This is a genomic window from Enterocloster sp. OA13 (assembly GCF_022440595.1).
Classification (GTDB): Bacteria; Bacillota; Clostridia; order Lachnospirales; family Lachnospiraceae; genus Enterocloster; species Enterocloster hominis.
In genome coordinates this window covers 514,437-537,883 of the sequence record NZ_JAKNTF010000001.1, presented here as the reverse complement: position 1 = coordinate 537,883, position 23,447 = coordinate 514,437, and the positions used below count along the sequence as shown (strand labels likewise).

The 23,447-nt window shown below is 48.3% G+C and carries 21 protein-coding genes and 1 CRISPR repeat array; of the genes, 3 read left to right on the top strand and 18 right to left on the bottom strand.

All coding sequences use genetic code 11. From position 1 onward, the window contains the following. The first annotated feature begins 781 nt into the window (after nucleotides 1-781). Genes MCJ35_RS02515 through MCJ35_RS02505 form a run of 3 tightly spaced genes read left to right on the top strand, consistent with a single transcriptional unit; the run spans nucleotide 782 to nucleotide 1,926 of the window. Nucleotides 782-1,039: a spore coat associated protein CotJA gene (locus MCJ35_RS02515; protein WP_025483171.1), complete on the top strand. Its 258-nt coding sequence runs from the start codon at nucleotides 782-784 to the stop codon at nucleotides 1,037-1,039. Continuing rightward, nucleotides 1,036-1,305 (top strand): spore coat protein CotJB, encoded by a 270-nt coding sequence (locus MCJ35_RS02510; protein ID WP_008721775.1) that lies wholly within the window; start codon nucleotides 1,036-1,038, stop codon nucleotides 1,303-1,305. Before MCJ35_RS02515 ends, MCJ35_RS02510 begins: the two co-directional genes overlap by 4 nt. 3 nt (nucleotides 1,306-1,308) lie before the next feature. Next, complete coding sequence (locus MCJ35_RS02505) at nucleotides 1,309-1,926, top strand: manganese catalase family protein (protein ID WP_008721773.1); 618 nt, start codon at nucleotides 1,309-1,311, stop codon at nucleotides 1,924-1,926. 114 nt (nucleotides 1,927-2,040) lie between these two features. On the opposite strand, the gene MCJ35_RS02500 is transcribed toward MCJ35_RS02505, so the two are convergent. The 18 genes from MCJ35_RS02500 to MCJ35_RS02410 all read right to left on the bottom strand — a co-directional run bounded on the left by MCJ35_RS02500 (nucleotide 2,041) and on the right by MCJ35_RS02410 (nucleotide 23,432). Next, entirely contained in the window at nucleotides 2,041-3,279 is a 1,239-nt protein-coding gene (locus MCJ35_RS02500; protein ID WP_240299337.1) for a metallophosphoesterase, read from the bottom strand. 73 nt (nucleotides 3,280-3,352) lie between these two features. Further along, nucleotides 3,353-3,832, bottom strand: coding sequence for an MGMT family protein (locus MCJ35_RS02495; RefSeq protein ID WP_025483175.1), 480 nt, complete (start codon nucleotides 3,830-3,832; stop codon nucleotides 3,353-3,355). Nucleotides 3,833-3,843: 11 nt separating this feature from the next. Then, on the bottom strand, nucleotides 3,844-5,424 hold the full coding sequence (locus MCJ35_RS02490; protein ID WP_025483177.1) for a hypothetical protein: 1,581 nt from the start codon (nucleotides 5,422-5,424) through the stop codon (nucleotides 3,844-3,846). A 484-nt stretch (nucleotides 5,425-5,908) separates the two neighbouring features. After that, nucleotides 5,909-6,463: a hypothetical protein gene (locus MCJ35_RS02485; RefSeq protein WP_025483179.1), complete on the bottom strand. Its 555-nt coding sequence runs from the start codon at nucleotides 6,461-6,463 to the stop codon at nucleotides 5,909-5,911. 196 nt (nucleotides 6,464-6,659) lie between these two features. Beyond that, a CRISPR array of direct repeats spans nucleotides 6,660-7,094; the repeat unit is 33 nt; unit sequence ATTTCAATCCACACAGCCCTCGCAGGCTGTGAC. 989 nt (nucleotides 7,095-8,083) lie between these two features. After that, nucleotides 8,084-8,263: a hypothetical protein gene (locus MCJ35_RS02475; RefSeq protein WP_117560450.1), complete on the bottom strand. Its 180-nt coding sequence runs from the start codon at nucleotides 8,261-8,263 to the stop codon at nucleotides 8,084-8,086. Between the two features lie 269 nt (nucleotides 8,264-8,532). Continuing rightward, nucleotides 8,533-10,122 (bottom strand): serine hydrolase, encoded by a 1,590-nt coding sequence (locus MCJ35_RS02470; RefSeq protein WP_240299336.1) that lies wholly within the window; start codon nucleotides 10,120-10,122, stop codon nucleotides 8,533-8,535. 109 nt (nucleotides 10,123-10,231) lie between these two features. Beyond that, nucleotides 10,232-11,266, bottom strand: coding sequence for an NUDIX domain-containing protein (locus tag MCJ35_RS02465; RefSeq protein WP_025483181.1), 1,035 nt, complete (start codon nucleotides 11,264-11,266; stop codon nucleotides 10,232-10,234). A 129-nt stretch (nucleotides 11,267-11,395) separates the two neighbouring features. Then, complete coding sequence (guaB, locus tag MCJ35_RS02460) at nucleotides 11,396-12,850, bottom strand: IMP dehydrogenase (RefSeq protein WP_227809157.1); 1,455 nt, start codon at nucleotides 12,848-12,850, stop codon at nucleotides 11,396-11,398. Between the two features lie 235 nt (nucleotides 12,851-13,085). Then, nucleotides 13,086-14,192, bottom strand: a complete 1,107-nt coding sequence (locus MCJ35_RS02455; protein WP_008721753.1) for an iron-containing alcohol dehydrogenase family protein — start codon at nucleotides 14,190-14,192, stop codon at nucleotides 13,086-13,088. Nucleotides 14,193-14,204: 12 nt separating this feature from the next. Further along, the gene (locus MCJ35_RS02450) at nucleotides 14,205-14,915 is read right to left on the bottom strand and encodes an ABC transporter ATP-binding protein (RefSeq protein ID WP_008721751.1); all 711 of its coding nucleotides are present in this window, start codon (nucleotides 14,913-14,915) and stop codon (nucleotides 14,205-14,207) included. Beyond that, complete coding sequence (locus MCJ35_RS02445) at nucleotides 14,902-15,726, bottom strand: ABC transporter ATP-binding protein (RefSeq protein WP_150846436.1); 825 nt, start codon at nucleotides 15,724-15,726, stop codon at nucleotides 14,902-14,904. The genes MCJ35_RS02450 and MCJ35_RS02445 overlap by 14 nt, the downstream gene beginning before the upstream one ends. Beyond that, nucleotides 15,716-16,693, bottom strand: coding sequence for a branched-chain amino acid ABC transporter permease (locus MCJ35_RS02440; RefSeq protein WP_025483186.1), 978 nt, complete (start codon nucleotides 16,691-16,693; stop codon nucleotides 15,716-15,718). The genes MCJ35_RS02445 and MCJ35_RS02440 overlap by 11 nt, the downstream gene beginning before the upstream one ends. Nucleotides 16,694-16,771: 78 nt before the next feature. Further along, nucleotides 16,772-17,638, bottom strand: coding sequence for a branched-chain amino acid ABC transporter permease (locus tag MCJ35_RS02435; protein WP_040381319.1), 867 nt, complete (start codon nucleotides 17,636-17,638; stop codon nucleotides 16,772-16,774). A 69-nt stretch (nucleotides 17,639-17,707) separates the two neighbouring features. Then, nucleotides 17,708-18,955 (bottom strand): ABC transporter substrate-binding protein, encoded by a 1,248-nt coding sequence (locus tag MCJ35_RS02430; RefSeq protein WP_051400574.1) that lies wholly within the window; start codon nucleotides 18,953-18,955, stop codon nucleotides 17,708-17,710. A gap of 47 nt (nucleotides 18,956-19,002) precedes the next feature. Next, entirely contained in the window at nucleotides 19,003-19,908 is a 906-nt protein-coding gene (locus tag MCJ35_RS02425) for a dihydrodipicolinate synthase family protein (RefSeq protein ID WP_008721739.1), read from the bottom strand. Between the two features lie 196 nt (nucleotides 19,909-20,104). Next, on the bottom strand, nucleotides 20,105-20,746 hold the full coding sequence (locus MCJ35_RS02420) for a GntR family transcriptional regulator (protein WP_008721737.1): 642 nt from the start codon (nucleotides 20,744-20,746) through the stop codon (nucleotides 20,105-20,107). A gap of 83 nt (nucleotides 20,747-20,829) precedes the next feature. Further along, nucleotides 20,830-22,239 (bottom strand): FAD-binding oxidoreductase, encoded by a 1,410-nt coding sequence (locus tag MCJ35_RS02415; RefSeq protein WP_025483188.1) that lies wholly within the window; start codon nucleotides 22,237-22,239, stop codon nucleotides 20,830-20,832. Beyond that, nucleotides 22,236-23,432, bottom strand: a complete 1,197-nt coding sequence (locus MCJ35_RS02410; protein WP_025483189.1) for an electron transfer flavoprotein subunit alpha — start codon at nucleotides 23,430-23,432, stop codon at nucleotides 22,236-22,238. The genes MCJ35_RS02415 and MCJ35_RS02410 overlap by 4 nt, the downstream gene beginning before the upstream one ends. Nucleotides 23,433-23,447: the final 15 nt, after the last annotated feature.

The window sequence follows — 23,447 nt, the reverse complement described above, 5'->3', positions numbered from 1 at the left end:
CATACCCTCTGCATCCACTCCTGCACACACTCCTTTTTGTATAACATTATACAAAATTTTTCCACAAAAGAAAAGCCAATCTGATTTCAAAGAAAACCAAGCCAGCTTTAAAAAATAAGTAGATTCCTACGATTCTCACAACTCACCATCTTAATTCACTCCAAAAACTGATGTAGTCAACAATCCCCCACTCCTGCTGCAATCAAATTCCCTTATCCTGCATTTTCCACATTACCTTCTAAACCCATCATAACCATCTTCTTCCATTCCCTCAGTACAGCATTATATGAAAAGGATATCATTTTCATTGTCCCCATCTTAAATGCATCCAACATTTCTCATATCTGTTATATACAGCTTCTCCTAAGATATGGTATGCTCTTTCATCCTAAAGAAAATGTAACGCCTTCCGCATCAATCCCTCCCCGCCGCCTAACCAGGCATACCGGACCTATAATCCTAATCAGCTCCATCTTCACAGATTTCCCGGAACCATATATCTTTATGAAACCGTTACATCCTCCAAGATACACCGCCAGTTCATCCTCTTCTCTCACATGCGCTGCATACCAGCTATGCCCCGTCCCATATAAAATAATCCCATCCAAAATGTTTCCGAAATTCTGTATACTTTCCATGGATTACAATCCAAACCACACCATTGTATACAGAAACAAAATATACCCCTACCTAAAACATAGGACCTGACCAGGGTTGTCACAAAAATCAGCATGTCACATAAACTGGTATTGAGAATAAATATCGAAAGGAGCGTCCATCTATGGATATATGCACTGATATAAGCAGAGAATGCTGCAATTATGACCAGGAACAGGTTTCTGCCTGTCCCCATGGCCAATCCGGCTGTCCCTCCAGCTGCCAATCCTATTATCCGGATATGATTCAATATCCGGTTGCAATGGCATTCGTGCCCTGGCAGCAGTGGCAGCCCACTTACGTCCCGGAACAGGGGCTGGAACAGGGAACCATTTTCCCTGACCTGAATCTTCCATTTCATTGCGGGAGGTGTGGCATATGATGAATTATGATTTTAACAGTCCACGGGAAATGATGTTGAAACAGGTAAATGAAACAGGATTTGCCGTTGTTGATTCCAATCTTTATCTGGATACCCATCCCTGTGATGCAATGGCAATTAACTACCAAAATCAGATGGCTGAAGCATACCGCTGTTCATTAGCTGAATATGAAGCACAATTCGGTCCTTTGAGGGCCTCTGACAGCAGGGATGCACAATACTGGTGCTGGGTCAACGGTCCATGGCCATGGGAAGGAGGGTGCTGATATATGTGGATATATGAAAAAAGACTGGAGTTCCCGGTTAATATCAAGGAACCAAATGCAAGACTGGCAAAGTTCATCATGAGCCAGTATGGAGGCCCTGACGGTGAAATAAGCGCATCCATGCGTTATCTCTCACAGCGCTATTCCATGCCATATAATGAATGTAAAGCCGCCTTAACGGATATCGGTACTGAAGAATTGGCACACATGGAAATCATTGCCGCCATTGTCCATCAGCTAACCAAGAACCTGACCGCCGACCAGCTGGTAGAACAGGGCTTCGGACCTTACTATATTGACCACGGCACAGGTATCTGGCCTCAGGCAGCGGCAGGCATCCCCTTCAATGCCTGTGAATTCCAGTCCAAGGGAGATGTGATTACAGATCTTCACGAAGATCTGGCTGCGGAACAGAAGGCCAGGAGCACCTACGACAACATCCTGAGGGTCGTGAAGGATTATGACGTATGTGAACCGATTAAGTTCCTAAGGGAACGCGAAGTGGTCCATTACCAGCGTTTCGGCGAATGTCTGAGAATTACCCAGGAGAAACTGGACAGCCGGAACTTCTATGCATTTAATCCGGAGTTTGATATGCAGCCAGGGCCATACCAGCAGTGAGGATGTAGCAGGAAAATGTGAGGCAGCGGATAAGAAAGGGGCATTGCAGACAGCCATATGCAACGCCCCTTTCCTGTTGTTAGTATAAACAGATGGAATGATTCATCCAGCCCTCTATTCCTGCTCCAATTCCAGGTGAGGAATCAACAAGTTTATTTCTACTACTTCATTATCCGTTGCCACGCGCAGGGGCGGCCCCCATGTTCCTGCGCCAGAAGTGACAATTACCTGGGGCGTTGTCTCCCCAGCCCTGTAATACCCATAGTCCACATCAAAGACTGCGTTGGTAATAAGATTGAACGGGAACATCTGGCCCTGGTGGGTATGGCCGCATAGGATTAAGTCAGCTTCATTTCCATATTCATCAATATTTCCCGGTTGATGGTCCAGTACGATTACAGGAAGGGATTTATCATCAGGCAGTCCCTCCAGGTTCTTGCGGGAATCACCATGAGCGCCAATGGGAAATGAATCCCTCCGCCCAGCCAGCACAAACCGTTGGTCAATCACCACCGCTTCATCCATCAGCACACGGATGCCTGCCCCGTCCAGAAAATCAAGCATCTGCCGGTAACCGTCCCCCGCATCATGATTGCCAAGACATGCAAATACGCCATATCCTGATTCCATTTTCCTAAACAATGCCTGCAGTTTTTCAGGATTTGATAACGAGGTGATATCGCCATCAAAAATATCGCCGGCAATGCATATAATATCTGGTTTAAGCGCATTGACAGCCGTAACTACCTTGGCAAGATGCTTTTCCTCAATTACATAGCCCAGATGTATATCACTGAGTAAAACAAGGCGCAGTGTATCCATTTTCTCCTGTTCCGGTCCAATACGTACATTGTACCGGCGTGTCTGAATATTTGCGGCGTGAACCGTCCCATAGACCGTAAGCCCGGTCACCAGAAACAGGGATAATGCGGCTGATATCATCTGCACACTGCGGGGCGTTGGGGCTTGAATCAGATGGACAAGCCTTGCGGCAAATAGAAGGAGGCTTACCGTATTGGTGACAATTACCACATAAGCCAAGGCCCCCAGCGCATAGTGGTCTATGAGGAACAGGGTCCGATAAGCACCCAATCCAGGTATACGGCTGACAACAAACACCACCAGGACCGCCAGCACCAGTAAACCAAAAAACACACTGAATATGGGCTGGTTCATACCTTTAAATAGCAACATAAGCCATAGATAAATCTGCCTTCCCGCATTGATAAACAATCCCAACAGAATGATCAGCATGAAAACCACTGCCACAATCCGCATATTATCCCTTACCTCCATGTCATCATATTTGCTCTGATGGACAGCATCGATTACAGTCCTGCAAATTCCCTTCATTTCATATAGGCGTTCAAGTAAGCCTCAATTAACATCCGTATCCTGACTCCTGCAATTAGGTACCTTTCCCATATTACCTTATTTCAAACAGGGACTTTTCATAATCTTTTACAAAATATTTTATATTCGTTCTTCCTTTTTGGATGATGGTATGGCCTTCTGCTTCCAGTTTTACTTTTTGCGCTTCCATACCACCGGGAAATTTTGAATTTAACTCCCCATTGGCTTTCAGTGTCCTCCAATAAGGCGTTATATCATCCAAGCGCTGATAACTGGCCCAGGCTGCAATTGAAACAAAAATTCCGGCTGTAATAGGTTCAGTAAAATCTGCCCCGTTTAATTCAGCAAGGTATTCACGGATTTTTCCCACTGTAATTACATTTCCATAAGGAACCTGTCTCATGATCCTATCATATTCCATTGGCGGGGCAAAATACATTCTGTCCCCGCCATACCTGTCAATGGTTTTCTGGTCTGTAATTATCTGAAGTTTTGGCATATCCCTGCCATCATGAAGCATGGCATTAAAATCTTTTTTATCCTCATCAGACATAGCCCTGTCTCCTATTTTCCCAATGGAACTTCCATCACAAAGGGCTGATTCCAGTAAAATGCCGCCCCATTGAATTTGAGTGTTACCGAACTGTCCCCTTCATCATAAAAGACCCGGAAACCGCTCAGATTGCCATCCTTGTCGAAGTCATATCGTTCGTGTTCCCACCCAGTCCACCTTAACTTCCTCTGGCAGATCAGCCCCTTTAATGCAAGATCCTTATCTTCATGCGCTGCCTGCACGTCGATATATACAGCAGGCCGCTCGCTTACTTTTTCTTTCCCTTTCACATCTGTTACCGCTACAGACTGCGGCTCCATCCTGGTAATTCCTAAAATACGTACGGAACCTTCCTTCCACGGGATTTCCTCGTTTAATGCTTCATAATCATCCGGGATATCCAACGTAATGTGAGGGGATTCTTCATGATTCAGGAACGTAATCCCAGGAATATCCATACGGTAAGACCCGCTCTGATTATCCTGGGGGACATCAAACAGACATGAGTAACGCCGTCCATATCCTTCCACATCTGACAGCCTGTACTGTCCTAAATTAATCCAATATGGATTGGCAGGTAATTCCTTCATTGGATATTGTTCCTCTTTGCCGGATAGGATTGGTAAATCTATTTCCTGATATGGCGGTTTGTAAATAATACTTATCTGCCTGCCTTCTCTTTCACTGTACACATACCAGGATATTAAAATCCCCTCTTTTACCTTTTCCCCCATACTTATAATAGAGATGCCATCATGGGTATCCATACCTCCATGCTCCCCTGCCGCTAATTCTTCCAGCGTCCCATACTCAGACGCGCGCTTCATGACAAATTCCAGCGGTTCTTCAAAATCGAGAACCCGGAGCGCATATCCGGTCAAAGCATTTTCATGTTCAGATATGGATGGGATTTCAAACCTTGCTTCAATAAAATAACGCATATGTCCATATGCCTCTAAATAATCGGGATAAGAAGCATATACTGACTCCTGAGGTTTAATTCCGGCTTCCTGGATACCAGGTCCTGTTAAAAACAAGCCTTCCCCAGACACCCAAAGCTGATTCTGATACCGTCCTGAAGCAGCCATTCCCTCATCTCCCGGCAGTTCATATCCGCTGTCCTCCAATGTATCCCCGCCAGCCGCGGTTTCCCGGACTTCCGAATAATCATCCATGACAATACTTACTATCAATTCCTGATTTTGACAGATAGCTGATGACAAAACCAGTGATTTTTCTTTCTGGGGTATCTTAGTTTCAATAACCGATTCCAGTTCATAGACCGGATATTCTGATTGGAAGATTCCATACGTCCTGACAAATTGATATGGAAGAGCGGAAATCCGCTTGTCTGTCTCTGTTTCCACCTTCTGCCCTGCTTTTGGGTTCTCCCTTCCAGTTTGCTCCGTTCCGGTGTTTTCTCCTCCCTTGTCATCATTTCCCTCTTCGGTATGTCCCTCTTCCATGCTGATAACCGGCTCCGATGCAACCTCTGAAGTTCCTCCTCCAGATTCTCCCTTTGCCTGGCAGCCGGACAGCAGGACAGACAGCAGACCTGCTATCATAAAAACAGATACTGAATTTCTTTTCATGGCGAGCCCTCCTCTTTCCAACAGAATTCATATACACTTACCTACATTTATCATAACAGGGCTGTTTCTTTTGTTCTTTTCTTATTCCTTAAATCTTCCAGACGTAAACATTAATTCCTTTCCGGTCACAAAGCTGAATATATAGATACTGTTTCCCTAGCCGTTACAGACCTAAAGACATATTATGAGCTGTTAGGTCTCCTGGGCATGCGCCTGCATTATGGCACTTACTGTACTCATGACACTTCGATACAGCGGCCGAATTACTGATATTTATTTTAATGGTACGCCCTCATTCCCCATCTCTCTTAAACAAACATACACATCCTCCTGCCATATGGATACCTATTACAAGAATAGCGATACATCCTCCGTATGTCCATTTTCAGGCTCTGCCACAAATGTTAAACTATTGAAATAAAAAAGAGCTACTAATCCCATATTTGACAGTTAGTAGTTCTTTTTATTCACATTGAAGTGGAATTTATTCCGATACCCGCTTATAACAGATTGGCTCATCATAGCCAAACGTCCTCTTTCCATTTACTTCCATTGTCTCGGATACTTCCAGACACTCCTTTGAAAAACGTTCAAGTAACTGAAATTTCATCACAGGCGTAAACATACTGGTACTGCCCCCTTCCCAGACACCATCCTTCTCCTGAAACAGCGCTGGCGTAAACTTCTCCGAAGTCTTTAAGCATTGGAAATCCACCATGTTCATATTGTTATAGGAAAACACCATTTTGTCATTCCCCTCCGGGATTTCATAAGAAGTCAGCAAAATTCCTTCCGGTTGCTCAGTAAACAGGAACAGATGGGAAGACGAATGCCGTTTTCCGTTTACCTCGTAAATGCTCTCCTCCACCATGAATTTCCCCTGAAATTCTGGTGGTATATTGCTGATTTTATCATTGCAGACCGTATTGATGTGCTCCGCATAGGGAAAACCATTTTCCTCTTTCCGCAATGTATCATACTGTTCCCTATTATTGAAACTCCCAGTCAGTAGTGCCATGAATCCGTCCAGTTTTACCATATATGCTCCTTTCTACTACAATACATTGTTTCAATTTCCTGCATTCCTGTATATCAGAATACCTCAAAATCGATTGACTATCAATATGTAATTGTCAATGTATATTAATTGCTTGAATAACAAGTGAATGTTTCAATGCGTATGGCCTTTGTGGAATGTGAGTTTTTGTACTAAGAATTGTTATGGAGACTTTGTAATTTAAGCCCACACAGTCCTCGCAGGCTGTGACTAAGGCTATCACATACCAGGAAATAGAGGTAAAGATTTCAATCCACACAGCCCTCGCAGGCTGTGACGTATACTATATATTCTAGGCCTAGACAATTGACAATTTCAATCCACACAGCCCTCGCAGGCTGTGACGTGGTATATGGCCGTGCAAAAGGATTCTTTGCGAGATTTCAATCCACACAGCCCTCGCAGGCTGTGACAATCCTTTCCCAGAACGTTATCCACCACATCATAATTTCAATCCACACAGCCCTCGCAGGCTGTGACAATCACCAAAGCTATAACCTCCTATATCCAAAGAATTTCAATCCACACAGCCCTCGCAGGCTGTGACGGTGTATGGGATACTGTATCAAGCTATTTCATTATTTCAATCCACACAGCCCTCGCAGGCTGTGACAGCAATCATACCCAAAATCACCTACATATAAACAAAACTAATTTGTACATAATATACAGTAATTACTTATCAACTCCACAACCAAACCAACATCTCTGCCTTTCCCAGTATCTTTTTCAGTGCGAATCTCCCAGTATTTTAATGTGCACTTATGATCCGCACCGAGATTTTATATTTCACAGTAATATATACTCTCCCCTCTTCTATCACCCACCATTTTTCTATTCTCAATTACGATAATACCGTTTTTATATACCATCATTCTATATTTATTCATATATATACTTTCTTTCATATCATTATACATGAAAACCCATTAAAAGAAAAGGCATGACGAATCATACGCCATGCCTTTCAGGGTTCTAATATCGAACACCAGATAAAAAGTCTAAAATGTTTACTGCACACAGGCTTGTGTCAAGTTAATGACACTCTTCCTGCCACTTTTTATACCACTTTGGAATAATCTTTGATACTCTGATAAGTTGACCATTTTTATAAATAGCAAACCTACGAAACTCATCTGTGTTATCATATAATGCGACCAAATCACACAAATCGATAATTTTATGAAGATTCCTCAAACTCTCCCCAAATCTTTTCTCAACATCTTTGTCCGGTATTCCGTGGCCTCCCATTTTCACTCTTTCTGCAATTCTCTTTTTCGCTATCGCCGGCGAATCAACACAGACATAATGCAATTCAATTACATAACCCAATTGCTTTGCCCTATATATTGTCTGTAATATCGAATGTCCGCATAGGGTTGTTTCCTAATTAAAAGTAATTCCCGCCGATAGGTAAGAGTTTAACCGTTCAACAGCGATTCTGCCTGCTTTCATTAAATCTGAGGTATTTTTCCAATCTCCGAATTCCCTCAATATTTCATCTGTATTAATGCGCGGCATCATATCCTGATAATGTGTAGTCATGTATAATGTTGACTTTCCTGCGTCATTTACTCCAGCATATAAAATATATTTCCTCTTTTAAAACCTCTTTTGGGCAATTACATGCTTTTGCTTTCTTTGCAATATAAAATCACTCAGCATAGAAAAAAAGTCCTGTTCTTCTTCTGTTTCTGCACTTAATACTAAATCCATAGTTTCTTCTATATCCATGTCCTTGCATTCTTCATACAATTTCCTTGCTGCTTCCGCCTTTGACATAAAATATTTCTCCTCCTTTTCCTCTAAAAACGGAGGTGATGCTGAAAGTCATAGCTATTGACTCTTCCAGCATTTCCATCCACACCACCTTTGTAGGTGGTGACATATATGCCATATGTGTCATACGCCATATGGGACCACATTTCAATCCATATCACTTCCGCAAGTGATAACCAAGAGGATACCTTACATTATACAAGAAAAATATCAAAAAAAGGCGTAAAGAAATTTTTCCTACGCCTTTTCATATTCAATAAAATCCAGTCCATTTACTGCACACAGGCCCCGCTCTCATCCACCCTGAACCCATCCGGCGTAGTAGTATTTGTGAGCATGGCTCCATCTGCCCCCAGGTAGAACCACAGGCCATTCTCCTCAACCTTTTCCCACTGATTCCTGGCCATAGCGCCGTTGGAACGCAGGAAATACCATTTCCCGTCTATCTGACGCCATCCCTTTGCCATATATGTATTGGAATCAATCCAGTAGGCTGCCCCATCCACGGTAATCCATTCATTGGATGCTTTGGCGCCGTTATCTTTTACATAATACCAGCCGTTGCTGTCCTGAATCCAGCCCTTCCCGGCCGTGGTCCCAGGACCTGCATTACCCGAACCGGAAGGAGCCGCATTGCTGCCGGTCCCATTGCCTCCCAATGCGCCGGCCTTAGCAAGCTCAAACCCATAATCAAACATTGCCTTTGTATCTGTATAATGGGTGGATTTGCTCTTCATCACCACTGCGATGAGCCTTACGCCATCCTTCTCCACAGCGGTCACCAGCGTATTTCCAGCTTTGGAGGTATAGCCTGTCTTGCCGCCTATGACGCCCGGATAATATCTCGAATCACTGGGATTGAGCATCTTATGTCCCATGGTCACTGTGAGACCTGAAGGGTTCTTGATTGTCGGGGGCAATGTATACGTCCTTGTGGAAGCCACGGTCTTAACAGTATCATTCTGGAACGCCGCCCTGGCAATCAGCGCCATATCACGGGGTGTTGTGTAATGATTGGTGTCATTCAGCCCATGTGGGTTGGTAAAATGGGTATTGGTGCATCCAAGGGCCGCTGCCTTGGCATTCATCATCTCCGCAAACTTGGCATTGCTGCCGGCCACATGCTCCGCCAGGGCGTTGCCTACCTCATTGGCGGACTTTAAAAGCAGGGCATACAGACACTGCCGAACGGTCATCACATCCCCCGCAGTCATGTTGATGGAGACAGCGCCGGATTCCAGATTGGTGGTGGCTGTGGATGAAAATGTAACCTTATCATCCAGATTACAGTTTTCCGCCACCAGCAGGGCTGTCATCAGCTTGGTGATGCTGGCCGGATAAAACTTTGTATCCCCATTCTTGGAAAACAGCACATTACCTGTGGCCGCATCCAAGAGGGCCGCGCCCTCCGCCTCAATGGCCGGCTGCTGAATGGAAGATGTATCCACAGTACCCTGATTGGTTCCTGTATTAGTTCCTGTATTGCTTCCCGCATTAGCTCCCGCACTGACGCCTGTATCAGTACCTGGGCTGATACCAGTATTGCCTCCCGTCCCCTCCGGTCCGGTAACCGCTCCATCCACTGTCTGGGATGGCCCTGAGGGGTTGTCAGTATTGTCAGCGGAAGGCCCGCTGGAGGATACCACCCCGGCGGCGCTGCCATCCACGCTTCCATTGACACTGCCTGTCCCGCTGCTGCCGTCCGGCCCCTGTCCCTGTGCAGGACTGCCGGACTGGAAGGACGCTACCTGGCTCTCTTCCAACGGTGTAATAACAACCGGGTTACCGTATACGGCCGTGCTCATCATAAGGGCACTGGCCATGAATATGCTTAAAAATGATTTCCATTTTTTTAATCTCATCCTGATACCTCTCCTGCATGTCTTATAAAAACAGTCCAGCATCAGTATACCATATTTCACGGTTACAAAAAACATCTATTTCTGACGATAAACTTACAATTTTTATAAGTTAGTCCCCCTGCCCGGCGCTCAGATACTGCTTTAAAAGTTCCAGTTCATCCATGTACAGACAGTTAGGAAGGGTCTCCTGCCCCACTGCTTCCATACATGCGTCAAGTTCCATCCACATCACGCTTTCCACTTCCTCTTTTTGAAGCTTCAGCCCCTGTATGTCAACTGGTTCCCGGTACACATAAACATGGCTGTACTCACTGTCCCTGAACATTTTCCCATAAAATTCTTCTTCCATGTAACCTTTGTGGACTCCTGCGAATTCCAGCTGCCCCGCATCTGCCTGAATCCCCAGCTCTTCCTCCAGTTCCCGCAGCGCCGTGGGCAGGAAGTCGTCCCCGGCCTGCACATGCCCTGCCGAAGAGATATCGAAACACCCGGGATAGGAATCCTTTCCCTGGCTTCTCTTCTGAAGGAGGATGTCAAATCCCCCATCCCGGCGCCCCCTGACAATCCAGGTATGGGCCGTGCCATGGATGTCCCCGTCCATGTGGACCATGGTGCGCTCCCGCACCATCCCGGTCCTTTTCCCTTCCCCGTCCCTTATATCAAAAAGTTCCAGCGGCTTCCCTTCCAGCGCCGCCTCCACCAGCCGGTCCCCTTGGTAGGACAGCTTCAGGGAGAAGAAGGGCGCATCCTCATGAATCAGGCGGTGGAATATCTTATCCCCTTCCCAGATATTTAATTTCAGCACATCCTCCTTCTTCACCCATTCCAGCACGCCTTCATTGCAGGGAAGGAGCTCTCCTTCATAACTGTCCGCGGTATACAGACACATGTACTCCGTATCCCAGCCCTCCGCCACAAAGGTCACAAGCCCTCTGAACCGCCAGGAAGTAAGGGTCAGGCCTGTTTCCTCCTTCACCTCACGCAAAAGGCATTCCTCCGGGCTTTCACTTAACTCAAAATGCCCGCCAACCCCAATCCACTTATCCTTGCATACATCATGTTTCTTGCTGATCCGGTGGAGCATCAGATATGCCCCGTCCTTTTCTATATAACACAGCGTTGTCATTTTTGCTTCTATACCCATCCTGCGCCTCCATTTTCCAAAACAAAAGGGTACCCGCCGGATAATCCTGACGGGTACCATTATTAACCATACTTAATACCGTCCTGCGCAAATACCACCCAAGACAGTACGAATGCCGTCCGGCACCCGTTATTCCTCAATCGAATAGTTGGGAGCCTCTTTTGTGATATGGATATCATGGGGATGGCTCTCTTTTAAGGATGCAGCGGAAATCTTGATGAACCTTGCTGTCTCCTGAAGGGTCGGTATATCCTTTGCACCGCAATATCCCATGCCGGAACGCAGCCCGCCCAGCAGCTGGAATACGGTGTCCTCCACCATGCCCTTGTATGCCACACGGCCTTCCACGCCTTCCGGCACCAGCTTCTTGGCGTCGGTCTGGAAGTAACGGTCCTTACTGCCGTTCTCCATGGCTGATATGGAGCCCATGCCGCGGTATACCTTATACTTACGTCCCTGATACAGTTCAAATGTTCCCGGGCTTTCATCACACCCAGCGAAGATGCTGCCCATCATACAAACGCTGCCGCCTGCCGCGATGGCCTTGGTCACATCGCCTGAGTACTTGATCCCGCCGTCGGCAATAATCGGCACGCCGTACTCCTTGGCAACGCGGTAGCAGTCCATGACAGCGGTAACCTGAGGCACACCGATACCTGCGACCACACGGGTGGTGCAGATGGATCCGGGTCCGATACCGACCTTGACACAGTCAGCGCCTGCTTCAATCAAATCCCTGGTTGCCTCTGCCGTGGCCACATTGCCAGCCACGATCTGAAGCTCAGGAAATGCTTCCTTAATCATCTTGACGCAGCGTACCACATTGGCGGAATGGCCATGGGCGGAATCCAGTACAACCACATCCACCTTTGACTTAACCAGTGCTTCCACACGCTCCAGCACATTGGCCGTAATGCCTACGGCAGCGCCGCACAGAAGACGTCCCTGTTCGTCCTTTGCGGACAGCGGGTACTTAATCTGCTTCTCAATATCCTTGATGGTGATAAGTCCTTTCAGGTTAAAATCGCCATCCACGATTGGCAGCTTCTCCACCTTTGCCTTGGCCAGGATGGCCTTGGCTTCCTTCATGGTAACGCCCTCCCTGGCCGTAACCAGGTTCTTGGATGTCATGCACTCCCTGATTGGGCGGTCAAAATCCTCTTCGAACTTCAGGTCGCGGTTGGTGATGATGCCGACCAGTTTCCTGCCTTCGGTAATGGGCACGCCGGAAATGCGGAACTTGGCCATCAGATCATTGGCATCCCTCAGTGTATGGTCTGCTGAAAGGAAAAATGGGTCTGTGATGACTCCGTTCTCAGAACGCTTTACCCGGTCCACTTCCTCTGCCTGCTCTGCGATTGACATGTTCTTGTGTATCACGCCGATACCGCCCTGTCTGGCCATGGCAATTGCCATGCGGTGCTCTGTGACCGTATCCATGCCGGCGCTCATCATTGGGATGTTCAGTTTGATCTTCTTGGTCAGATTGGTAGTCAGGTCCACCTGGTTGGGAATCACTTCTGAATAGGATGGTACCAGAAGTACATCATCAAAGGTTATGCCTTCGCCGATAATTGTACCCATTTTGAATTTCCTCTCTTTCTGCGTGTTTGCTTTGACATTTGTTTTGCAAGGACGCGGGGCCTGTCTGGAACAGGACTCCTGCCCTGGAACGTATCCAATAGATATTGTTTGAACTGCCTGTCTGCTTCTTATTAGTATCTAATACTAGCAAATTTTATGTGGCTTGTCAAATCAAATTGAAAGGAAAAATTCATTCATTTTACTTATAGGTATCAATCAGCCCATCTAATAGATTTCAGCAATAATTTTCCAGTTTATGGATGGCACTGCACATCATTTCTTCTGAAATGACATCAAATGGTTTGGCGCGCATCAGCACGTCATTCACTGCTTTGTGGGCCACCTTTTTTATATTGTCATCGGTAAATTCCAGGTTCAGTCCCTTAAAGGTAGGCGTAAGCTCCAGACTGCGGTAAAATCCAAATAACTCCTCCAGTTCTTCCCTTGGACTCTCAAGCACCATCAGCTGTACCCCGATTCCATAGGCCACCTTTTCCCCGTGGGTAACGTCATGGCTCCCCTCCAAAAGGGTGAGGCCGTTCTGTACCGAATGGGCAATGCCGTTCCTTACCGCCTTGATTCCCAGGGCCTGCACCGTGGATGCTGTATAAATATTCAGATTCACAACATCAATAAAATCCTGCGTCACTGTCTTTTCCTTCATGGACCTGACAGCGGATACGGCCTTTTCATACATCTGTGCCTTTAACATCCCTGCCACGGCCAGCGCCATATGGTCAAATATATCGCTGTTGTCCGAGCCGGGCAGGGAAGCGCTCCCCTCATACCACTTTGCCAGCGAATCATAGATGCCTGAAATAAAATACCCCTGCGGGGAATCCACAATCACTTCCGGGTCCACCAGGACAAGCGGGGGGTTTGTTTTAGGATAGATATTCTCCAGATATTCCCCTTCATCGGAATACACGATTATCTGGTTGCTGGACGCCGCACAGGTGGCTGCTATGGTGGGCACGGTGACAATGGGGATATTATACAGTTCAGCTGCATATTTAGCCGTATCAATGGATTTTCCCCCGCCTGTGCCAATGATGAACTCCGGTTTAAATTCCTCACACAGGTCTAATATCTTCTTTACGTTATTCATGCTGCTTTCGCCGGAGAATCCATTCACCACATACTGGATTCCCGCTGTATCCAAGGCTGGAAACAGCTTTTCCCTGATGGAAGCCCTGGACCTGGTCCCGCCGCTGACCACTGCCCGTTTTCCAAAGGAAGGCAGGATCATGGCCGCTTCCTTCCACACATCCGTCCTGCAGCAGTATCTTGCCGGACCTGATTTATTATATTTAACTGTCTCCTCAAGACTGAATTTTCCCATAGAAACCTCCTTTTACCCGCCCAGGTATGATTTGTTCACCTCTTCATTGCCCATAAGCTCCGTGCTGTCCCCGCTGAGCTTGATGGTACCGTTCTGCATGATATAACACCGGTCAGAAATACTCAGCGCCATATATGCGTTCTGCTCTACCAAAAGCACCGGTATCTTTTTTTCCTTATTGATTCTTGTGATGACCCGGAACATATCCTCCACAATCACCGGGGCCAGGCCCAGGGATGGCTCATCAAACATGATAAGCCTGGGGTCGCTCATAAGTCCCCTGGAGATGGCTAACATCTGCTGCTCCCCCCCGCTCAGGGAGCCTGCTAACTGTTTCTGCCGCTCCTTCAGACGCGGAAAAATATCATACATCTCCTCTATCTTCCCGTTCATCTCCTTTTGGGAATATTTCCTGCAGTAAGCCCCCATCTCCAGATTATCCCGCACCGTCATTTCCGGAAATACCTCCCGGCCTTCAGGCACATAGACAATCCCCCTGGACACAATCCTGGTATTCCTGATTTTAGTCAAATCCTCCCCATCAAACAGGACTTCTCCCCTGGCCGGTTTCAACAGTCCCATGACGGTCTTCATCAGGGTGCTTTTACCCGCCCCGTTGGCTCCTATCAGGGAAATGATTTCGTTATCCCCCACCTCCAGGCTGACGTCATACAGCGCCTGGACTTTCCCATAAAATGCGTCAATATGTTTAATCTCCAGCATCGGATCGTCCCCTTTCTGCCTGCGCCATTTTTTTCCTGTACCCTTCGCCCAGATAAGCCCGGATAACCTCCTCGTTGTTCTGTATTTCCTTTGGGCCGCCTTCCGCAATCTTGCACCCGAAGTTCAGCACCGTGATGTCGTGGCTCAGGTTCATGACAACATCCATGTTGTGCTCAATCATGAAAATGTCCACGCCGCTTTCATAAACCTTTCTTATGATATCGATGAATTCCCTGCGCTCCGATGGGTTCAGCCCGGCTGCCGGTTCATCCAACAGGATCAGCCTGGGATCCATCATCAGGGTCCGCCCCAGCTCCGTCATCTTCTGCCGCCCATATGCCAGATTGCTTACCACCTCATCCCGGTAACGTCCCATACCGATAAACGCAAGTATGGACTCCGCCTTTTCCCTGAGTTCCCGCTCCTCCCGTCTGGACCTTACCACATTTACCAGGTAGCTTAACAGGTTCTGGTTGGTGTTGTACTGTTGGCCTATCATCAGGTTCTCCAGGACCGTCATGGTGGAGAACAGCTTGATGTTCTGGAAGGTGCGTCCAATCCCCCTCTGCGCCCGCATATAAACAGGCAGCCTGGATATGGATTCCCCAAACAGCAGCACGTCCCCTTCTGTCTGCGGACCGTCGCCTGTAATCATATTGACCGTAGTGGTCTTGCCGGCCCCGTTGGGTCCAATCAAGGCGTGGATCCTGCGCTTCTTTACCTGAAAGCTTAAATCGCTAACAGCCACCAGTCCTGAAAACCGTTTCACCAGATTCCTTACCTCCAGAACAGTCTCTGCCTCACTGCCCAAACCGCTCACCGCCCTTTCCTGTTTTTTTCACCAGGTGCCTGAATCTCCCTGGCAGTGAGACCAGCCCGTTGGGCAGGAACACCGCACAGAGCAGTACCATGGTACAAAAAGTAATCTGATAGTAGTCCCCCAGGAAGCGGAGCATTTCCGGAAGGATCGTGATGACAATGGCGCCGATTATATTGCCCAGGATATTACCGATTCCCCCTATCATCAGCATGATGACATAGGAGATGGACAGGTCGGTCGTAAATGAAAGGGATGTGACGAACTGGTTAAAATGGGCGTACAGCGCCCCGCCCAGCGCGCCATATACCGCGGCCAGGGTAAATGCACGGATTTTAATCTTTTTAATATCCAGTCCAAGGGATTCGATTGCCTCCACATTATCCTTTACCGCCTTGAATTCCCTGCCCCATTTGGAATGGGCAATCCGCATGGACAGAAGGCACAGCAGCACGGCCACGGTCCATACAAAGTAAAAGTATTTCACATTGGTATCCAGGTTCCAGAACAGGACGCGGAACCGGGGTATATTCTTGATTCCCTGGGTTCCTCCTGTAATATCCATCAAGTTGGTTGCCAGGATCCTGATAATCTCAGAAAATGCAAGGGTCGTCAGGGAGAGATAAACCCCTTTCATCTTGAGGCTGGGATATCCCAGTCCCCTGCCGATCAGGAACCCCACAACCAGGGCGGCTACCATGGTGAGCCAGGGCGACAGCCCGAAGTTCCTGGAAAGCAGGGCCGACGTATAGGCGCCCAGGGCATAGATTCCCGCTGTCCCAAGGTTCATCTGTCCGGCAAGACCCGTGATGAAATTAAGCCCGAATACAACAATCATGTTGATAACCATCTGGTTCAGAATCGTTATGTAGTAATTATTGGACATAAATAACGGAACCAGTGCTAATATGAGAAAGGCTGATGCCATCATTGCATACTGCCAGTTTATTTTCTTATTCACGTTTTCCACCTCTGTTCCTTCCATCCGTTTTCCACTGGGCTGGCATATTTGACAATTCGTTCCTGCCGCCTGTGCGTCTTATCGCGTCTTTCCGGTAATTCCTGCGGGCCTGATTAACAGAAAGCCCACAAGCAGGACAAAGGCTACAATATCCTTATAAACGGATGGCAGTACCATGGAAGCAATATTCTCCACAATCCCAATACACAGTCCTCCAAGAATGGCCCCGGGCAGGTACCCGAACCCTCCGATGACTCCGGCTGCAAACCCTTTAAGCCCGATCATGTTGGACATGGTGGTGGTGATATTAAGCAGCGGGGATACTAAAAGCCCAATCAGGCAGCATATCATCATACTGATCATAACCGTCACGGTCATGACCGTCCTCACATCAATCCCCATGAGCTGGGCCGCTTTCCGGTTCTGCGCCACACACCGCATGGCCTTTCCCGGTTTTGTCTTATACAGGAAAAGCTGCAGCGCCAGCACACAGAAGGCTGCTGCTGCGATAATTGCAATGTTGGCAATGGAAATGACCACATTCCCCACCTTCACGGTGCCGATCAGGAAACCAGGCACGGAAAACGGCACCGGTCCCCAAAGCAGGCGGATGGCTTCCACGATAATCTTCCCCAGCATGACAGTGGCCATAATCGTATATATCATGGTCATGTTCCTCAGCGGAATGAAGATGACCCTTGCCACCACAATACCGAGAAGGGCCACTGTTATAAGGCTGAGCAGGATGCCTGGTATGAAATCCATCCCCAGGCCCAGAATATAGGTTCCGCCGAAAATATAAGCGCCTGTTGTAATCATCTTATCATGGCTGAAATTAAGGACGCCGGACGCATTCCATATCAACGTGTACTCAATCCCCACCAGCGCATAGATAAACCCCATAGCAATCCCGCTTACAATCAGCTGTATCAAAATCCCAAACATAGGCATACCTCCGCATTTTTCTACAGGGATGCAAGAACCTGCTTTTGCATCCCTGAACCGTACAACTGATTAATCCTCTACTGTAATGGAATCCAGGTAAACCGCGGTGCCGTCCTCCAGCTTGCAGATGATTCCTTCATGGACCATTTCCCGCATGGTGTTAGGTTTGTATTTTCCTACCACGCCCTGAAGGTTATCTGTCTCATTCAGTGCTTTTAACAGCGCATCGCTTTCCGTGGTCCCGGCACGCTCAATGGCATCCTTGAGAATATAGATGGAGCCATAGTAGGTGGCCGCATAAAGCTCCGGCGTTTCATTATATTTTGCCTCAAAATCTTTGACAAACTTCGTCACATGGTCACTGGTATTGGAAGCGGTAAAGTCCGTCACGCAGTACCAGTTATCCAGCCACTGGGGCTGGCAGAGTCCGGATACCTGCGGAGTGGAGATGGATGGTGAACCGATAATCGGCACATCTAATCCCAGGTCATGGAACTGTCTTGCAGCCAGGGCTGTCTCAGCATCATCCGTCCATATGATGACCCCGTCCACGCCGGCGTCCTTTAACTTAAGGATCTGGCTGGTCATATCCGTGTCGCCCGTATTATGGGCTTCAGCTACATATGCGGTTCCGATGCCATCCAGGTATTCCTGTATGACATTCAGGGCGCCGGAGCCGTAATCGTTGCTGTTGGTAAACAGGCCCAGTTTCCTGCAGCCCAGGTTCTGGGTGGCATAGGTTGCCGCCAGCTTTGCCTGTACCGTATCTGCTGCACGGATCCGGAACAGATATGGATTATCAATGGTGGTAACCAGCTTGGGACTGGTAGCGCCTGTGAGCATGGGAACCTTGGCCTGTGACAACAGGCCTTCCACTGCGAGGGCCATGCCGGACAGGTTTGGCCCCACCTGCGCCACCACATCCTGGCTGATGATAAGATTGGCCGCATTGATGGCCGTATCCTGGGCGCCGCCGTCATCTGCGACAAACAGTTCAATCTGCCGGCCCAGCACACCGCCGGCCTCATTGATTTCATCCGCCGCCATCTGTGCCCCCTGTTTTGTCCTCAGGCCATTGATGGGAGCTGCTCCGGTGATGGATCCCGATACCCCAATCAGGATTGTCTCCCTGGAAGCGCCTTCTGCCGTATCATTTGAGGATTCCCCCGCGGTCCCTGCCTGCTGGCTTTCCTCCTTTGTATTACCGGCAGCCTGTGTCTGTGATGGCTGTGGTGTCTGACCGCCGCCGCATCCTGCCAGGGCGGAGAGTGCCAGACACATTGCCAGGGTTATACTCAGATACCGTTTCTTCTCCATTATGTAACCTCCCTTTATCCAATTTAATCAATACAATGCCTCACACCCTACAGGATATCCCCCATATCTGCCAGCAACGCATCCACTTTCTTCTTCTCCTCAGGAAGCAGGTCGCCTAAAGGCATCCTTGGAAGGCCTGCATCAAATCCCTGGCACTTGAGCACATATTTAAACACCTCATGCCAGTGCGGGTCATTGGTATTATATGTAATGAAGTAATCCACGAACGGCTGGATCCTGGTCCAGTATGCATTGGCCTTGTCAATATCCTTCTCAATGGTACAGATATCAAACAGGGTGCGTGCAAATTTGGGGAAAATGGCCGGCATTCCGCTGAGCCATCCGTCTGCCTTTGCAAAGAAACCTTCCATGGGGGCGTAATCATGGCCGTACATCACGGTCAGCTTATCGCCGCAGTGGTATTTTAACTCATGGATCCTGTTTGCATCCCCATGTGCCGCCTTGATGCCATTGATTAAGCCTTCATCCACCATGGCCTTAATCTCAACCGGGGTCATCTCATATCCGCAGAACCTGGGATTGTTATAGAGGATGATATCAATGTCAATGGCCTCCCTCAGTTTCCTGAAGTGGTTCACCACCGCCCTCTTATGCGGCTGCAGGTAATAAGGCATGATGACCAGCACCCCTTCTGCCCCGCACTTCTGTGCATACTGGCTCAGTTCTATGGTCTGTGCCGTGGAGTATCTGCCCGTGCCTGGGTATACCGGTACCTTGTGGTCCACGGATTTGATGATGCTTTCCATGATATACTTCTGCTCCTTAGTGGACATGGAAATATTGTCGCCGGTACTTCCCACGCAGGATATACTGTGTGCACCCTTATCCAGCACCCACTGGACATACCTTAATGTCTCCTTCTCATTGTAAGATTCATCTGCATTCCACATTGTCATTACTGCCGGCATAACGCCCTTTCCCACTGTTCCCATAAGTTTCTTCCTCCTTAATTGATAAAATAAAAGTTTCTTATAATAAACACCTGTGTGCTATTATCTGAGTTGAAATATAAAATTAAAAATTAAAAATTTTTTAAAAAAAGGCATAAGAACCCCTATATGATGTTAAATAAAGATTCCTTATGCATCCCTCCTTCCCGTCCCCCAGAACATGTCTGGCACTGCCGTACTATTCAACCTTACTTTTAATCCGCTCCTCCATATTCATGATGTGGGTCTGGATCAGGCCGCGTACTTCCTGGACATCCTTTTTCTTAAGCGCCTCCACCATCTGCAGATGTTCATTGCACGCCACCCTCTCATGGAACAGGGATGTGCCCGTGGTGGTCCGGATGACCATATACCGGTTGCTGAGCACCATATACAGATCCATCAGGCATTGGTTTCCAGCCATCTCCACCAGCTTTTTGTGGAACGCCATATCCGCCAGAAAATAATCATCAAATTTCCCCTCTTCAAAGTACACCCGGCTCTTCTCCACCATGAATTCCAATTCCTTAAGCTGCATGGTTGTTATATCACTGCCAAGCTTCACAAGGGCCTGCTCCTCAAACAGCAGCCTGGCCTCACAGACATCCGCAATGTCCTCCCTGGTAGCAACCGGTATCTCATATTTTCCACCCGGCATCAATTCTACAATATGCTCATGGGCCATCCGCTTCAGCGCCTGGATAATCGGTGTCTTGCTAATCTGGTAACGCTCTGCCAGCTCGGTCGGGTCCAGCCTTGTCCCGGCTACGTAATCCCCGCTGACAAATCCCATACAGATTGTTTCATATACAATATCATCTAAGTTCTTTTTAAGTGACATATGCTACTGGTACATCCCCTCTGTTTTTTTTAATGGTATCATTTTAAACTGGCATATGCAATCGGTAAAGTATATAATTTCCCCTATCTACCGTACAGCGCCACAACTTTACCCGGATTTAAAATACAATGAGGGTCGAATGCTTTCTTGATTCCTTCCATCAGCCTCATCTGGCATGGACCGCACTGTTCATCCAGATACATGCGCTTAGCATATCCAATCCCATGCTCGCCGGACACAAGACCGCCGAAGTCCCTGGCCTTTTCGTACATTTTTTCAAATACATCCTGCTTTTTATATTCCCAGGTCCCTTGATCCATATCATCCCTGCACAGATAAATGTGGAGGTTTCCGTCACCTGCATGACCAAAGCTGGGGATACGCATCCCGGATGCCCCTGCCAGCTCATGGGTATATTTGATGAATTCCGCCACGTGGCTTCTGGGAACCACCACGTCGCACTCATCCATCTCCGTGGTGGATGCCTTGATTGCCTCTAAAAAGGCGCCCCTGGCGTTCCACACGCTCTGTCTGCGCTCCTCGGTATCCACCAGGAACACATCCTTTGCTCCCAGTTCCAGGCATAAATCCGCTGCCCGCCCATAATTCCGGTCCACCTCTTCCCTGCTGTTCCCGTCAAATGTCATCAGTATATATGCATTACTTCCCGTATCCGGGAACCGTTTCCCAAGATAGTCCTCTGCAAACATGATTGTATTCCGCTCCATGAATTCAATGGCCGTGGCCTGGACCTGGGCTTCTATGATCCGCGGAACGGATTCAATGGCGGCTTCCATGGTTTCAAATGGCACCAGAAGGCTCAGTGTCCTGGAAGGAAGTGGCAGGAGTTTCAGGACCGCCTCCGTGATAATTCCCAGCGTGCCCTCAGAACCAATCATAAGGTTCAAAAGGCTGTAGCCTGAACTGTTTTTTACCACCTTCCCCCCCAGCTTCACCACATCGCCGGAGGGAACCACCACCGTAAGCCCCCTGACATAATCCCTGGTGACCCCATACTTGACCGCCCGCATCCCTCCGGCATTGGTACTGATATTCCCGCCAATGGTGGCTGACTTTTCCCCTGGGTCCGGTGGATAGAACAGATTGTTTTCCTCCACATAGGCCGCCAGGTCCATAAGAAGCACCCCCGGCTCCACGGTCACGGTCAGGTTCTCCCTGTCCAGCTCCAGAATGCGGTTCATGGCCGTTGTATCCAGCATGATTCCCCCGTGTACGGCCACAGCGCCTCCCACCAGACCGGTGCCGGCTCCACGCACAACCACCGGTATCTTTTTTTCCGATGCATAGGACATGATTCCCGCCGCTTCTTCTGTGTTCATGATCTTTACAAGGACTTCCGGCATGGAGAAAACTCCCCCCAGTTCATCGTGTCCGTAATCCTCGCTGATTCCTTCCCCTGTAAGCACACGTTCCGGGGAAACAACTGATTTTATATAAGAAATATCCTGTGAATCCATCTTTTTATAATTCATTCCAGTCCCCCCTTCAATTGCCTAATCAATTCCGGAATGATTTCGTATAAGTCCCCCACAATCCCATAGTGGGCAACATCAAAAATAGACGCCTTCTTATCCCTGTTGACCGCTATGATACAGTCCGCTCCCTTCATACCCGCAGCAAACTGGACAGAACCTGATATTCCGGCTGCTATGATCAGCTTTGGTTTTACCGTCCTTCCGCTTAAACCGATCTGCTGCCTGGGGTCAAACCATCCATTTTCAACCAATGGCCTGGTACAGGCCATCTGTGCTCCCAATTGGTCTGCCAATTGCCGCAGAAGCTCCAGGTCTGCCTGTGATTTGACTCCTCTGCCCACCGCGACAATCATATCCGCCTCAGATATGTCCACCTGCTTTTCCTTTGGCGTACATCCCAGAACCTGTATCCTGTCATCCAGGAACCCTTCCTCCACCTCCATATGTACCAGGGTTCCTTTGGGGTGTTCCCTGCGTCCTGCCATGGAACATATCTTATACCTGACCGTACAGAACTGGGGCCTGTGCCTGGGTGTCACGATCTGCGCCATGATGTTGCCTCCAAATGCCGGGCGGATCTGAACCAGGTCCGTGTCCTCCTTCATCTGCAGAACGGTACAGTCAGCCGTAAGACCGGTCCTGAACCTGGCCGCTGTCCGCGGTGCCAGGGAACGCCCGGTATTGGTAGCCCCTACCAGGACCGAGGATGGTTTTATCTTCCGTATAAAATCCTCAAACACATTGGTATAAGAGAGGACATTAAATTCAGCCAGTCCCGGATGGTCATAAAGAAATACCTTGTCAGCCCCGTATTCCAGAAGCGCTTCAGCCTGCTTTTCCATCCCGCTTCCCATTACAAGGACATAAACTGGATGGCCAATCCCTTCCGCCAGCTCCCTTGCCTTTCCCAGAAGCTCCAATGTGACAGGATGGATGGACTCCCCGTCATGCTCCGCATAAACAGCAATCCCCCTCCATTCCTTTTTATCCACGGATGCAGGCGCCTCTTCCTCCACCCATCGTACAACGCCTTCCGGCCCTTTCTTTACACACAGCCGGCACATCCTGCATGCCGCCGTAACGGACAGGCATCCCCCCTCCTGTGTAATTGCCCCAAAGGGACACAGCGACTGGAGCTGCTTTGCGGATTCCTCCGTCACCCTATCCTGGTTTATCTCTAAATATGCCATGGTATACCTCACTTC

Excerpts from the sequence above, each read along its gene's own strand:
- MCJ35_RS02515 (WP_025483171.1), top strand. The coding sequence starts at position 782 with ATGGATATATGCACTGATATAAGCAGAGAATGCTGCAATTATGACCAG.
- MCJ35_RS02510 (WP_008721775.1), top strand. The coding sequence starts at position 1,036 with ATGATGAATTATGATTTTAACAGTCCACGGGAAATGATGTTGAAACAG.
- MCJ35_RS02505 (WP_008721773.1), top strand. The coding sequence starts at position 1,309 with ATGTGGATATATGAAAAAAGACTGGAGTTCCCGGTTAATATCAAGGAA.
- MCJ35_RS02500 (WP_240299337.1), bottom strand. The coding sequence starts at position 3,279 with ATGAAGGGAATTTGCAGGACTGTAATCGATGCTGTCCATCAGAGCAAA.
- MCJ35_RS02495 (WP_025483175.1), bottom strand. The coding sequence starts at position 3,832 with ATGTCTGATGAGGATAAAAAAGATTTTAATGCCATGCTTCATGATGGC.
- MCJ35_RS02490 (WP_025483177.1), bottom strand. The coding sequence starts at position 5,424 with ATGAAAAGAAATTCAGTATCTGTTTTTATGATAGCAGGTCTGCTGTCT.
- MCJ35_RS02485 (WP_025483179.1), bottom strand. The coding sequence starts at position 6,463 with ATGGTAAAACTGGACGGATTCATGGCACTACTGACTGGGAGTTTCAAT.
- MCJ35_RS02475 (WP_117560450.1), bottom strand. The coding sequence starts at position 8,263 with ATGTCAAAGGCGGAAGCAGCAAGGAAATTGTATGAAGAATGCAAGGAC.
- MCJ35_RS02470 (WP_240299336.1), bottom strand. The coding sequence starts at position 10,122 with ATGAGATTAAAAAAATGGAAATCATTTTTAAGCATATTCATGGCCAGT.
- MCJ35_RS02465 (WP_025483181.1), bottom strand. The coding sequence starts at position 11,266 with ATGGGTATAGAAGCAAAAATGACAACGCTGTGTTATATAGAAAAGGAC.
- guaB (WP_227809157.1), bottom strand. The coding sequence starts at position 12,850 with ATGGGTACAATTATCGGCGAAGGCATAACCTTTGATGATGTACTTCTG.
- MCJ35_RS02455 (WP_008721753.1), bottom strand. The coding sequence starts at position 14,192 with ATGGGAAAATTCAGTCTTGAGGAGACAGTTAAATATAATAAATCAGGT.
- MCJ35_RS02450 (WP_008721751.1), bottom strand. The coding sequence starts at position 14,915 with ATGCTGGAGATTAAACATATTGACGCATTTTATGGGAAAGTCCAGGCG.
- MCJ35_RS02435 (WP_040381319.1), bottom strand. The coding sequence starts at position 17,638 with ATGTTTGGGATTTTGATACAGCTGATTGTAAGCGGGATTGCTATGGGG.
- MCJ35_RS02430 (WP_051400574.1), bottom strand. The coding sequence starts at position 18,955 with ATGGAGAAGAAACGGTATCTGAGTATAACCCTGGCAATGTGTCTGGCA.
- MCJ35_RS02425 (WP_008721739.1), bottom strand. The coding sequence starts at position 19,908 with ATGGGAACAGTGGGAAAGGGCGTTATGCCGGCAGTAATGACAATGTGG.
- MCJ35_RS02420 (WP_008721737.1), bottom strand. The coding sequence starts at position 20,746 with ATGTCACTTAAAAAGAACTTAGATGATATTGTATATGAAACAATCTGT.
- MCJ35_RS02415 (WP_025483188.1), bottom strand. The coding sequence starts at position 22,239 with ATGAATTATAAAAAGATGGATTCACAGGATATTTCTTATATAAAATCA.
- MCJ35_RS02410 (WP_025483189.1), bottom strand. The coding sequence starts at position 23,432 with ATGGCATATTTAGAGATAAACCAGGATAGGGTGACGGAGGAATCCGCA.